The organism is Acrocarpospora phusangensis (assembly GCF_016862995.1).
Taxonomy (GTDB): Bacteria; Actinomycetota; Actinomycetes; order Streptosporangiales; family Streptosporangiaceae; genus Acrocarpospora; species Acrocarpospora phusangensis.
In genome coordinates this window covers 12,818-25,682 of the sequence record NZ_BOOA01000059.1, presented here as the reverse complement: position 1 = coordinate 25,682, position 12,865 = coordinate 12,818, and the positions used below count along the sequence as shown (strand labels likewise).

General features: G+C 59.7%; 13 protein-coding genes. All 13 read left to right on the top strand.

Features of this window, described 5'->3' with window-relative positions; genetic code table 11:
• The first annotated feature begins 131 nt into the window (after nucleotides 1-131).
• The 13 genes from Aph01nite_RS29375 to Aph01nite_RS29315 all read left to right on the top strand — a co-directional run bounded on the left by Aph01nite_RS29375 (nucleotide 132) and on the right by Aph01nite_RS29315 (nucleotide 12,858).
• On the top strand, nucleotides 132-1,379 hold the full coding sequence (locus Aph01nite_RS29375; RefSeq protein ID WP_204044267.1) for a phage portal protein: 1,248 nt from the start codon (nucleotides 132-134) through the stop codon (nucleotides 1,377-1,379).
• 2 nt (nucleotides 1,380-1,381) lie between these two features.
• Nucleotides 1,382-2,164 carry an HK97 family phage prohead protease gene (locus Aph01nite_RS29370; RefSeq protein WP_204044266.1) on the top strand — a complete coding sequence of 261 codons (783 nt, stop codon included), beginning with the start codon at nucleotides 1,382-1,384 and terminating at the stop codon, nucleotides 2,162-2,164.
• Nucleotides 2,164-3,573 (top strand): phage major capsid protein, encoded by a 1,410-nt coding sequence (locus Aph01nite_RS29365; RefSeq protein ID WP_204044265.1) that lies wholly within the window; start codon nucleotides 2,164-2,166, stop codon nucleotides 3,571-3,573. The genes Aph01nite_RS29370 and Aph01nite_RS29365 overlap by 1 nt, the downstream gene beginning before the upstream one ends.
• A 351-nt stretch (nucleotides 3,574-3,924) precedes the next feature.
• Complete coding sequence (locus Aph01nite_RS29360; protein WP_204044264.1) at nucleotides 3,925-4,662, top strand: hypothetical protein; 738 nt, start codon at nucleotides 3,925-3,927, stop codon at nucleotides 4,660-4,662.
• Nucleotides 4,663-4,666: 4 nt separating this feature from the next.
• Nucleotides 4,667-5,278: a hypothetical protein gene (locus Aph01nite_RS29355; RefSeq protein ID WP_204044263.1), complete on the top strand. Its 612-nt coding sequence runs from the start codon at nucleotides 4,667-4,669 to the stop codon at nucleotides 5,276-5,278.
• Nucleotide 5,279: 1 nt separating this feature from the next.
• Nucleotides 5,280-5,708 carry a hypothetical protein gene (locus Aph01nite_RS29350; protein ID WP_204044262.1) on the top strand — a complete coding sequence of 143 codons (429 nt, stop codon included), beginning with the start codon at nucleotides 5,280-5,282 and terminating at the stop codon, nucleotides 5,706-5,708.
• A complete protein-coding gene (locus tag Aph01nite_RS29345; RefSeq protein ID WP_204044261.1) occupies nucleotides 5,705-5,893 on the top strand; it encodes a hypothetical protein in 189 nt (62 codons plus the stop codon). The genes Aph01nite_RS29350 and Aph01nite_RS29345 overlap by 4 nt, the downstream gene beginning before the upstream one ends.
• Nucleotides 5,893-6,621 (top strand): hypothetical protein, encoded by a 729-nt coding sequence (locus tag Aph01nite_RS29340; protein WP_204044260.1) that lies wholly within the window; start codon nucleotides 5,893-5,895, stop codon nucleotides 6,619-6,621. Before Aph01nite_RS29345 ends, Aph01nite_RS29340 begins: the two co-directional genes overlap by 1 nt.
• A 63-nt stretch (nucleotides 6,622-6,684) precedes the next feature.
• The gene (locus tag Aph01nite_RS29335; protein ID WP_204044259.1) at nucleotides 6,685-7,092 is read left to right on the top strand and encodes a hypothetical protein; all 408 of its coding nucleotides are present in this window, start codon (nucleotides 6,685-6,687) and stop codon (nucleotides 7,090-7,092) included.
• Between the two features lie 11 nt (nucleotides 7,093-7,103).
• On the top strand, nucleotides 7,104-7,667 hold the full coding sequence (locus Aph01nite_RS29330) for a hypothetical protein (RefSeq protein ID WP_204044258.1): 564 nt from the start codon (nucleotides 7,104-7,106) through the stop codon (nucleotides 7,665-7,667).
• Nucleotides 7,667-8,077, top strand: a complete 411-nt coding sequence (locus Aph01nite_RS29325) for a hypothetical protein (RefSeq protein WP_204044257.1) — start codon at nucleotides 7,667-7,669, stop codon at nucleotides 8,075-8,077. The genes Aph01nite_RS29330 and Aph01nite_RS29325 overlap by 1 nt, the downstream gene beginning before the upstream one ends.
• 144 nt (nucleotides 8,078-8,221) lie before the next feature.
• A complete protein-coding gene (locus tag Aph01nite_RS29320) occupies nucleotides 8,222-10,705 on the top strand; it encodes a phage tail protein (protein WP_204044256.1) in 2,484 nt (827 codons plus the stop codon).
• A 50-nt stretch (nucleotides 10,706-10,755) separates the two neighbouring features.
• Nucleotides 10,756-12,858 carry a hypothetical protein gene (locus tag Aph01nite_RS29315; protein WP_204044255.1) on the top strand — a complete coding sequence of 701 codons (2,103 nt, stop codon included), beginning with the start codon at nucleotides 10,756-10,758 and terminating at the stop codon, nucleotides 12,856-12,858.
• Nucleotides 12,859-12,865 lie beyond the last annotated feature (7 nt).

Below are 12,865 nucleotides of genomic sequence, written 5' to 3'. Positions count from 1 at the left end.
GGCTCGCTTCTGTTCGTCGACACGGACGAGGAAATCTGCCGGAAGGAGAATCGCAAGTGAATCTCCTTCAGAGGGCTCTCCGAAGTCGCCGAGATGAGAAGCGGTACAGCTTCTCCAAGTGGGTCAACGACATGGCTGAAGGGCTGCAATCCCGACCGTTCTATGGCTGGTCGTACTCCTCGAAATTCGAAGAGGTTCAGAACAGCTTCGTTGGCTACATCAACAGCGCCTACAAGTCGAATGGCGTCGTATTCGCCGCGATGGAGTCTCGCAGGCTTCTCTTTACGGAAGCTCGATTCCAGTTCCAACGCTTAGAGCGTGGTCGCCCAGGTGATCTGTTCGGCAGCCCCGAGCTGGGCATCCTAGAGAACCCTTGGCCGAACGGAACGACCGGCGAACTGCTGGCTCGTATGGATCAAGATGTTAGCCTCGCCGGCAACTTCTATGCCGTACGCGAGGGAAGGCGTCTCCGTCGTCTTCGCCCTGACTGGGTGTCCATTATCTTGACGGCTTCACCAGATGAGGCCGTTCAGTCCGACGTCGCTGGATATCTGTACCGTCCTGGCGGGCTGTCTTCGAGCGCTGAAGCGCAAATCTTCCTTCCAAGTGAAATCGCGCACTGGTCGCCGATTCCTGATCCTGATGCCCAGTACCGGGGCATGAGCTGGATTACGCCAGTGATTCGAGAAATCCTCTCGGACAAGGCAGCCACGCTTCACAAGTCGAAGTTCTTCGAAAATGCGGCTACTCCGAACATGGTCGTCTCCTTCAAGGAGTCGGTCACCGAGGATCAGTTCCAGCGGTTCATGGAAGAACTGCGTGACGCTCATGGTGGCGCTGCGAACGCCTACAAGACCATGTTCCTGGCTGGCGGAGCGGATGTCCGGGTGGTCGGAGCCAGCTTCGAGCAGATGGACTTCAAGGCTGTCCAAGGCGCTGGCGAGACGCGCATCGCCGCTGCTAGCGGCGTTCCGCCGATCATCATCGGCCTATCTGAGGGCCTGGCCTCGGCCACGTACTCCAACTACGGCATGGCGCGACGCAAGTTCGGCGACCACTGGGCACGGCCCCAATGGCGGTCAGCCTGTGCGGCTCTCTCGTCGATCATCAACGTCCCGTCTGGGTGCCGCCTCTGGTACGACGACCGCGATATCGCGTTTCTTCGTGAAGACCAGAAGGACGTTGCCGAAATCCAGTCGATGCAGTCGCAGTCGATTCGGACTCTGGTCGATGCCGGATATGAGCCTGATGCCGTTGTCGCTGCTGTCGCGGCCGATGACCTGACGCTTCTTGCCGGTAACCACACCGGCCTCTTCTCGATTCAGCTTCAACCTCCGGTATCTGCCGATGCCTCTGATTCCACAAAGGATGGTAGCTAGCGGTGGATACTCTCCGCGATCTCGATATCGTACGCGCGGTCCCGCCTTCGGCTCTCCTGCGTGTGGACGGCGAAGACCTGAACGTTATGACCGTCCGGTTCTCACAGTTCGATACCTGGTACGAGATCGATTCTTACTGGGAAGGTCGCTTCCTTGAGCGCACCGTGAAAGGCGCCTTCAAGAAGACCATCAAGGAAAATCGGGACAACATCAAGGTCCTTTTCGACCACGGTTACGACCCCCAGATCGGCAACAAGGTCCTTGGCGCTATCGCGTCACTGACCGAGGAAGCCGATGGCCCCGTTGGAGAGGTTCCCCTCTTCGACACCTCATACAACCGAGACCTGCTTCCAGGTCTTGAAGCGAGCGTCTACGGCTCTTCATTCCGGTTCCGCGTTATCCGCGATAACTGGAACGACGAACCCGGACGTTCTGAGTACAACCCGGACGGAATTCCCGAGCGGACCATCAAGGAAGTTCGCCTCTTCGAATTCGGCCCCGTAACTTTTCCGGCTAACCCTGATTCAACGGCCGGCATCCGGTCCCAAACCGACACCTACTATGAGCGACTTCGTAGCCGTGACCCGAAGAAGGTCGATGACCTCTTTTCACGTGCTCGCGCTCTCCGCACCCTGCCTGCCGATGCCGCTTCCTTGGGCACTTCGGCCAGCAGCGCCGTGCACATCTCGACCGACGCGCCGGACCTTGTCCACCCGAACGGTCTTTCCGCAAATGCCAGGAGTCGCCTCCTGGACTTTCCGTTTCTGACCCAGAGGGATATCTGATGGATTTCAAGACAAAGCTCGCTGAAGTTGAGAACGAGCTGCGCAGCATTCACGAGGCTGCTGGCGACGCTCCCCTGACCGACGAGGCCCAGGCCCGTTGGGACGAGCTCAGCGCTGAGCGGTCGAAGCTGAACGCTTCGATTCAGAAGGACGACGAGCGTCGAGCCGTTGCTCGCGACCTGTCCGCCAAGCCCGCGAACGTTGAGGCTGGCGATGGTGCTCGAAGCGCTCCCGCTGTCCACATCACGCGCGATCCGTTCGAGGCGCTGGAGAATCGTTCCGGTCTGAGCGGCCAGGCGTACAAGACCGCGCTGGTCGAGGCGAACCTCCGTGCTGCGGAGTTCAAGATCGAGGACGGGGCCAACCAGTCCCACTTCGAGCGACTCCTGAAGCGCCACGGTAACTCCGAGGCTTGGTCGAAGAACCTCTTGGCTCGATCGCGTCCTGAGTACGCATCGGCCTGGAGCAAGCTCGTGACCGGCCGGTCGGAGTTGCTGACCGTCGAAGAGCGTGCGGCTCTCGCTGTTGGCACCAACGCTCAGGGCGGCTACCTGGTGCCGACGCACCTGGACCCGACCTTGATCCTCACCAACGACGGCTCCGCCAATGTCATGCGTGGACTTGCCCGCGTGGTCACCCTGACCGGTGGCGCCAACACCTGGAACGGCGTCAGCACCGCTGGCGTGACTGCTTCGTGGGATGGCGAGCTCACCGAAGTCTCCGACGACACCCCAAGCGTCTCTGGTCCGTCGATTCCTCTACGTAGCGCCAAGGCGCTGGTCGCGGCTTCGATCGAGGCTTTCGAGGACATCGAAAACCTGACCAGCGACGTTCTGATGCTGTTCGCCGATTCCCGTGACCGTCTTGAGGGCGCTGCTCACATGACCGGCAACGGCACCTCGGCTCCCCGCGGCATCTTCACCGCTCTGGACGCGAACACCAACGTTGAGCTGGTCTCGACCACGGCCGCGACCATCGGCGAGGTCGACATCCACGGGGTCTACCGTGCGGTCGGTCAGCGCTTCCGTGGTCAGGGCACGTGGGTCATGAACCCCGTGTACAACCTGGCGATCAAGCGGCTGGGCACTGCGGTTTCCTCGGCCTACTCGGGCGACCTGACCATGCCGGTCTCTGATCGGATCCTCGGCCGGCCTGTTGTGGAGACCGACGACGCTCCATCTACCCAGACGACTACCACGCGGGACAACGAGGTCGTGTACGGCGACTTCAAGAACTACGTGATCGTCGACAAGCCGGGTTCGACCAGCGTGGAGTTTCTCCCGCACCTGTTCAACACCGCCAACAACCTGCCTGACGGTCGTCGGGCCTGGTACATGCACTTCCGCAACGGCGGTGACTCGGTCAACGACCTTGCGTTCCGGCTGCTCCAGGACAAGACCTCGGCTTAACCGGCCCAGCGCCTCGTACGCCATGACGCTGCGGACGCGCTGCTCAAAAGCAAGGTGGAGCGGTCTTCTGCGGGGATACCGCTCCACCTTCCATCCCCGCATTTCCGTTTGAGGAGTTTCCCCTATGTCTCGGACTGTACGTGTCCGTCCTGCGTCCGATGGTGGGCATTGCGCTGTGCGCCACCCTGAGCACGGCGAGCACGTCGTGCCGAATCCTGCGCACGCATTCTCGGCTGACGATCCACTCGTTCGTGAGTACCCGTGGCTATTTGTCGCTGATCCGGAGGACGGCCCTCCGCTAGAGCAGGCAACCCAGGCTCCGGGAGAGAAGCGCACAACCAGGCGTGCCCGATGATGGAGGGTTCTGCTGTCGTCGGCCTGATCGATAACGGTTCCTGGTCGGCCTGCTTCGGCCTGTCGTTCCGGGATCTCATGCTCTACGACCTCGGTAACCAGCAGCGCTTCTACGCAGAGTCATGCGGTCAGCTTCGCAAGGTCACGGGCACGATGGGCCTGATCGCGGCCAGGAACGACATCGCCAGGGATTTCCTGGACAAGACGGCTGGCGAGTGGCTGTTCTTCGTCGACACCGACATGGGCTTCGGTCCCGACACGGTTGACCGGCTCATCGAGTCAGCGGACCCCGAAATTCGGCCGATCGTCGGCGGTCTCTCCTTCGCGCTCAAGCGGGTGTCCATCGGCGACTTCTACGCCGAGACGTATGGCATCAAGCCCACGCTGTACCAGTACCACGAGCTTGGGACCGAGGTCGGTTTCGCTCCGATCACCAACTACCAGCGCGACGCTCTGGTGCAGGTCTCTGGTACGGGCGCTGCGTGTCTCCTGATTCACCGGTCGGCTCTGGAGAAGATTCGGGCCGAACATGGTGACGTCTGGTTCGACCAGATCACACATCCGACTGGCGACAACGGTAAGCCCCGAACGTTCTCCGAGGACCTCTCGTTCTGCGTCCGCGCCCAGTCCGTTGACCTCCCGATCTTCGTGGACACGTCGGTGAAGACGACCCATGAAAAGGGTGCCCTCTACCTGGACGAACCCACTTTCGACCGCTTGAACTGTGCGAGGTGACACTTTGGCTCTCGGTGATACCTACGCGACGGTCGATGACTTGAAGGCTTACTTGTCGGTCACGAAGGACCAGAATCTTGACCTCTTCCAGGAAGCACTACAGACGGCCTCCCGGGAAGTTGAGCGGCACTGCGACAGGCAGTTCAACCGCGTGGAATCGGCCTCCGCCAGGGTCTTCTGGCCGAAGGGCTGCAAGGTCGTGACGATCGATGATTTCCACAGCACGGAGGACTTCCTGATCAAAACCGACCTGAACGCCTCTGGTTCGTTCAACGTCACGTGGCCTTCGACGGGATACCAGCTTGAGCCGTTGAACGGGGTTGTCGACGGCGAAATCGGCTGGCCGTACTTCCGGATCCGAGCTCTTGGTAAGAACGCTTTCCCGGTTTTCAGCGATCGAGCCAGCCTTCAGATCACCGCGAAGTGGGGGTGGTCGACTGTTCCCGCCCCTGTGAAGCGGGCGACGTTGGTCATCGCCAGCGAGACCTTCAAGCTGAAAGACGCTCCGTTCGGCGTGTCGGGCTACGGCGAGTACGGCCCAGTTCGCATCAAGAACTCGCCAGTCGCCATGCGCATGTTGGCGCCCTATCGGCTGAACGCCGTGAGGGTCGGCTGACATGGCTGAAGCGACGCTTGACGAGATCATGCTCGGGATCGCTGAACGGCTAGACACGCTCCCTGAGCTGAACACCGTCGACTATGTGCCGGACGACATCACCCCGCCCATCGCTGTCGTTGGTGTTCCTCCGATCCCGAATTACCACATGACGATGAAGCGCGGCACGTACGACATCCGGCCAACCGTGACGGTGCTGGTCGGCTCTGCCTTGGACAGCGACGGCCAATATCTGCTGGCCCAGTTCGCTAGCCCTGTCGGGGAAAGGTCCATTCCCAAGGCGATCATGGGCGATCGGACACTTGCCGGTCGCGTTGATGACTGCGTTGTCGACTCCTTCCAGCCTCTCGGCATCGAGGAAGTCGGCGTGCTCAATTACTACGGTGGCGTCTTCACGCTCCGGGTTCTAGCAAGAGGTGACGGAGTATGACGAAGACCGCCTACAAGGTCGTCGGCCCACATCCCGTTGCCGGTATCTGCGCTGGTGAGACTGTCCAACTCGACGACCAGGCCGTGAATATTCCGGCTCTGATCGCTGGTGGACACATCGAGATCCTCAAGCGACCGGCAACCACTAAGACCGAGACGAAGGTCGCCGAGGAGGTCGCAGCCTGATGGCCAATCTCGTCATGACCGACTGCACGGTCTTTGTCGGCGGATACGACTTCACCGCGGACTCCAACAAGCTCTCCCTCAAAGCAGAGGTCGAGGACAAGGAGAACACCACCTTTGGCGGCAACGGCTGGAAGTCGCGTGTCGGTGGTATCCGTGACGTGACCCTGGACACTGAGGGCTACTGGCAGTCGGCGACGACCGACGCCATTGACCCGCAGACGTTCGGCAACCTGGGCACGGCAAACCGAGCGGTGACCGTCTCTGCGACCGGAGCAGCCGCTTCGCCGGCCTACTTCTTCCAGGGCGGCTCGTTCAACTACGAGATGTTCGGCGCCATCGGTGATGTCACGCCCTTCGCGCTCGGACACAAGGGAACCAGCAAGTACGGCCTGATCCGAGGTCAGGTGACGAAGTCCAAGGGGCTCGTCTCCGCTACAGGTGCTTTGGGGTCCGCGGTTGACCTCGGCAACGCGGCGAACGGTCAGACCGTGTACGCCTCCGTGCATGTCTTCTCGGCTGGCACGACCATCACCTTGACGTTGGAGCGCGACGACAACGCAGGCTTCGCCAGTCCGACGACGATCCACACCCTGAGTCCGATCACGTCGGCAGGTTCGACGTTCATCGTGCAGAGCACGTCGTTCAGCACGAACAACTTCTACCGGTTCAACGCCACGGTGATCACGGGATCTTTCACGCTCGCTGCTGCCATCGGCATCGGCAGCTAACCCCTTCCAACTTTGTTGAGCCGCTCCTCATGGGGCGGCCTTTTGCATGCAAGGAGTCTGCCGATGGCGACCTTCGTCTACATCGACCCCGTCATCACCATCAACTCGGTTGACCTGACCGACCACATCACCAAGGCAACGCTGAAGATCGATGTGGAAGACAAGGAGACCACCGCCTTCGGTTCGGCCTGGAAGACCCGGCTTGGCGGCCTGAAAGAGGGCACGGTCGAGCTGGAGTTCAACCAGGACTTCGCGGCCTCCGAGGTCGATGCGACCATTTGGCCTTTGCTCGGCTCCGTCACCGCGATCACCATCAAGCCGACCTCAGGCTCTACTGCGGCTACCAATCCGCTGTACTCCGGGAACGTGCTGGTCAAGGAGTATGCGCCCCTTGACGGCTCTGTAGGCGACGTGGCTAAGACCTCGGTGTCCTGGCCTACCTCTGGCGCTGTTGCTCGCGCGACGAGCTAAAGCGTTCCGGCATGGGAGATCCCATCTACATTGCGGGTACCGAGGAGCTAGTTGCTCTTGCTCGCCGGCTGAAGGAAACCGGGCAGAAGGAACTCCACAAAGAGCTTGGCAAGGCAGTCCGAAAGGTCTCCACGCCGATCGTCGGAGACCTGAAGCAGGCCGTCAAAGCTATTCCGGTCACTGGGTCGAGAGGTAGAGGGTCACGTGCCCGAGCCGAATTCGACCTAGACCGTATGAAGAAGCTCACGGAGAAAAATGCTCTGAGGGCTGCTTCCCGGGCTGGTCTGCGAGACACAATCGCTCGTGCTATTCGCTCTGACCTGAAACTGTCCGGCCGATCTCCCGGTGTGAAGATCTCGGTTAAATCCCAGATGCTTCCTCAGGACCAAAGGTCTCTTCCCAAGAAGCTCGATTCTCCCAATGGGTGGCGACACCCTGTGTTCGGAAATCGGGAGAACTGGGTCAATCAAAATGGTCGCCCCTGGTGGATGACCACGATCAAACCACACGCTGACAAGGCACGCGACGAAATCCTCGATGCTGCTCGGCAAGTTGTTGAAAGGGCTGTTCAATAATGATCGTCACGTACACGCCGCAGGGTGGTACCGAGGAGACTTGGGATTACAAGCAGGCTGATCTCACCTCCGCTGAAGCTGAACTCGTTGAGGACGCGACCGGACTCACCATTGATGAGTTTGAGGTTGACCTCATGAAGGGCCGAGTGAAGTGCAAGCGTGCTTTGCTCTGGCTCCACATGCGCAAGGAGCATCCGAATCTGCGGTTCAGTGAGGTGGATTTCAAGGTCGGTGACCTGAAGACCGAGTTCGACCGCGAAGAGAAGCGAGAGCTTCGTGAGCGTCTTGAGAAGTCCGGTCTGAGTGGTCCGCAACTCGAAATGGCTCTCAAGCTTCTGGCCGATGACGAGCCCGATGAGCCGAAGCCGGTGAAGTCCCCAAAAAAGGATTCTGGCGCGACCGACGCCTAAAGTACACGCCGCTGCTCGGGCATCTATTCGGCCTGCATCCGTGGGACATAGATCGTCTGAGTGTCGCAGAATTCCGCGCCTATCAAGGGTTCGCGGATGAGTGGGTTGAAGCCCACAACAACTAAATAGTGCGAGGGAGATGTCGTGGCCAACTCGTCTCTGGTATTCCGGCTCTTTGGCCGCGACATTTCCCTTGGCAGTGCTCTTCAGGGTGCGGGCAACAACGCCGAAATCCTGAACGCTCGACTAAAGAGTGTCGGTTCCGGCGTCACCGCTTCTTTCAGTACGGCGACCAAGGGTGTCTCTCTTCTTGGCCTCGTCGGTGCTGGAGTATTCGCCGGAATGTCTGCCGGTATGGCCGGTGTCGGTCTTGGAATTGCCGGAATTGGTATTGCTGCCGCCGCTCAGAGCAAGGAAGTCAAGTCGGCTTTCACCGATTTGGCCAAGGACGCCAGGGCGACCATCACAGAAGCCGCGATGCCTCTGGTACCAGTTCTTACGAATGTGGCCAAGCAGGCAGGAACGCTTCTTAAGCCGCTTGAGGATTCCCTCGGCAAAGCGTTTACCGCAATGGCTCCTGCTCTCAAAAGCTTCACAGGATCACTCGTTACTGGGATTAAGCCCGTAATCGCGTCCATAGGTCCTATCGCGACTGCCGTTTCGCCACTAATTGAGTCGCTCGGTGCTGGTCTTGTACCCGTCATGTCCGCCCTAGCTGGCACTTTGACAATAGTCGCTCAAACGGCCGGAAAATTCGCGCCACAGCTTGAGCAAATGTTTGTCGGAATAGGCCAGATCATAACGGTCTTAGGACCTTTGCTTTCTGGACTAATTCAACTCGGGGCTCCGATCATTGGCCCTCTCCTCAGTCTTATTGCTGGTCTGGTAGGCCAGCTTTCCACGGCACTTATGCCGGTATTCGCACAACTCGGCCCAATTATCGGCCAGATTCTAACCGCGATGAATCCACTGGTACCTGCCATTGGATTGCTTTTTGCCGCACTGACTCCGCTGCTTGTGCCCATAGCACAATTGATTTCGCAACTCGTCATCGGACTAGTACCCGTTCTCGTACCTATCATCGGCCTTTTGGCCAAGGTGGCTGGCCAGATCGTCGCGCTACTAGTTCCGGCCCTGAAATTCATCACGCCCATTCTGGTGACGGTAATCGGCTGGATCGGGAATCTGGCCGAGTTCATCCTGTCCGTACTTTCCGGAGCCATTTCGTGGCTCGTCGAGAATGTGCCCAAGGCTTGGCAACTCGTTAAGACGGGAGTCGGAGCAGCCGTCAACGGCGTGAAGGCGATCATCTCGTGGTTCGGAAATCTGCCGGGATTGATCGGTGGATGGTTCGGCCGAATGAAGGATCGAGCCGTTGCCAAGGCCGTGGAATTGGTCACCTGGATCAAGGGCCTTCCTGGACGGATTAAGTCTGGGCTCGGAAATCTAGCCTCCAATCTGCTTAGCGCTGGTCGTGACCTGATTCTCGGTCTGATCAATGGCGTAAAGCAAATGGCTGCCAACGTGATCAACGCCGTGAAGGGCGTGATCGGCGACGCGATCCAAGGTGCCAAGAATCTGCTCGGAATCGCGTCTCCCTCGAAGGTGTTCACCTGGATCGGCCAGATGACCGGCAAGGGTCTGGTTAAGGGCCTGCTCGGAACGCTGACGGAAATCAAGTCGGCCTCCAAGAAGATGTCCGACACGGTTCTTTCTGCCTGGAAGCAAAAGCGCATTTCCTTCAATGCGGCCGAGTCGCTTCTTTCGGTCATCAGCCAAGGGAACACGAAGCTTCAATCGCTGGCGAATAAGCGCGAATCGATTCTCAAGCAGATCGAGGATGCTCACAAGTTCGCGGTCGATATTGCCGATAAGGCTCGTGGCACGGCGGCCTTGACGAGCCTCGATCTCGGCGAAGGCAAGAAGGTCACCGCTTCCAAAATTCAGGCTCAGATCTCGATCAAGCTAAGCCAGATCAAGCGGTTCTCTGCGGTCGTCAAGCAATTGGCCGCTCGGGGACTCAACAAGTCGCTGCTTCAGCAGGTAATCGAGGCAGGTCCAGAAGAGGGTCTGGCTCTCGGTGAGGCGCTTCTTGAGGCTGACGCTGGGACTCTGACCGCGATTAATTCGGCCCAGTCTGCCATCAACACGGCCTCAACGTCGCTGGGGAATCTCAGCGCAGACGCTCTATATGACAGCGGAGTTCAGGCCGGCAAGGGCTTCCTGACCGGTCTAGCCGCACAGAAGAGCGCCATTCTCGCCGCGATGGACGACCTTGCCAATGCTCTGGTTCAGCGTGTCCGCAAGGCTCTGAAGATTAAGTCTCCGTCCAGGCTCCTACATGAGCTTGGAGCGTTCAGCGGTCAGGGATTCGTCGGCGGAATCAACTCGACTCTGGACAGCGTCGCCAACGCCGGAGAACGGCTTGCCGGTGCTGCTATCCCGATCGGTCGTCCGACTCCGGTCACGCCGCAATTCGGCGCGAGAGCATCCGGCTCTCCTGGAAACAGTGATGTCCGAGTAGTCATCGATGTCACCGGAGCCGACCAGGACATGATCAAGATGATTCGCAAGTGGGTCCGAATCGAAGGCAGAGGCTCTGTTGATCTGGCCTTCGGTAAGGGCTAAACGATGACGTCCACAAACGTCAGGGGATCGCTAGAGAAGGGAGAACGATAATGGCCTTTTCAAGTGATCCCCTTGACGTAGTCGTCGAGCTATACATCAACGGTGCTTGGACGGACATCACGACAGACGTCCTGGTTCGGGACGGCATCTCCATCACTCGGGGACGACGAGATGAGGGCACCCGCACCGATCCGTCAAAGTGCAACCTCAGCATCAAGAACGTTGACGGGAAGTACTCGCCGAGGAATCCGAACTCACCGTATTACGGAAAAATCGGCCGGAACACGCCTATCCGCATCTCTGTAGATACAGACGTTAGGTTCGTCGGAGAAGTGTCTTCATGGCCTTCTCGATGGGATTTATTAGGCAACGACGTCTGGGTACCGGTAGAAGCTGCGGGCATCCTCCGACGCCTTGGTCAGGGTTCAGAGCTGCTCCGCAGCGCCATGTATCGCGGCCTGACCATTCCGTCGTTGACGGCTCCCGCCGTTGCCTACTGGCCGTGCGAGGACGTTGCAGGATCTTCGTCCCTGGCGTCCGGCGTCGGTGGTCCGCCGATGACGATCACCGGTTCTCCGGATCTGGCCGCATACGACGGCTTCGTGTCCTCGGACCCGATCCCCTTACTGGAAGGAAGCGTCTGGAACGGCGTCGTGCCGTACTACGCGAGTAGCAACGAGGCGACTCTCCGGTTCCTTCTGGCTGTTCCCGACGCCGGTATCTCTGGCGACCAGGCGCTGATCACGATGTACACGTCCGGCTCCGCCACCCAGTGGCTAATCCGGTACGACGACTCCAGCGGAAACCTGAAGGTCCAGTCGTACGACGCGGACGGCGGCGTGCTGCTCGACACAGGCTTCATCGCGTTCCCCACCAAGGGCCTGAAGCTTCGCGTCTCTCTGGACCTGGAGCAGAACGGGTCCAACATCGACTGGGTTATCTCGACCCTTGAACCTGGGGCTCCGTCCGGTCTGACGTTCAACGGGACTCTCAACTCGCACACGTTCGGTCGCGTGAATCGTGTCGTTGTAGCACCGGGCGGTTCGGTATTCGACACGGCCATCGGGCACGTTTCCGTTCAGGCGACGATCACGTCCGTACACGACCTCGGTCCGCAGCTTGCCGGATATGACGGAGAGACGGCCGGTCGTCGGATTGAACGCCTGTGCGATGAGGAGAGCATCCCCTTCTCGTCGGTCGGAGACCTCGATGACTCGACCAAGATGGGCGCCCAGAGGACCGATACCCTTCTCAACCTCCTGACCGAGGCCGCGGAGTCCGATCTGGGAATCCTGTATGAGCCGAGGACAGCGCTCGGGCTGTCCTACCGGACTCGCTTGAGCCTCTACAACCAGTCAGCCGGCGTCGAACTGGACTACGAAGCCGGACACCTTGCACCTCCGTTGGAGCCGATCGACGACGACCAGGCCGCGCGGAACGACATCACGGTAACCCGCAGGGACGGATCATCCGCCAGGGCATCGCTGGACACTGGGCCATTATCGACCGCTGATCCTCCGCTAGGAGTCGGCAGGTACAGCGACCAGGTCACGATCAACGTCCAGTCGGATGGTGATCTGCCGAATCAGGCGTATTGGCGGTTGCACCTCGGCACGGTGGACGAAGCCAGGTATCCGCAGGTCTCCATGGACTTGTCGAGCCCTGGAGTGTCCGGCGACTCCGGCCTGACCCAAGACATCATCGACATGGACATCGGCGACCGACTCACGATCGAGAACCAGCCTGCTTGGCTTCCTCCTGATCTGATCAGTCAGATCGTCTACGGATTCTCGGAACGGATGGCTCCGTACGACTGGGACATCACGGTGAACTGTACTCCGGAATCGCCCTGGCAGGTAGCCGAGTACGGCACGGCCAGGTACGGCACGGAGTACAGCACCCTGAGTACCAGTGCCAACAGCTCGACCACGAGCTTGTCGGTGGCGACGAGCAAGGGTCCTTTCTGGACGACGGCGCCAAGTGACATGCCGATGGACATCGTCGTCGGTGGCGAACGTATGACCGTGACCGCGATTTCCGGAGCCAGCTCTCCGCAGACCGTCACAGTCACCCGCAGCGTCAACGGGGTTGCCAAGTCGCACGTGTCCGGCTCCGCGGTGAAGCTCTTCACCCCAGCAGTTCGGGCGTTCTGAGGAGGGA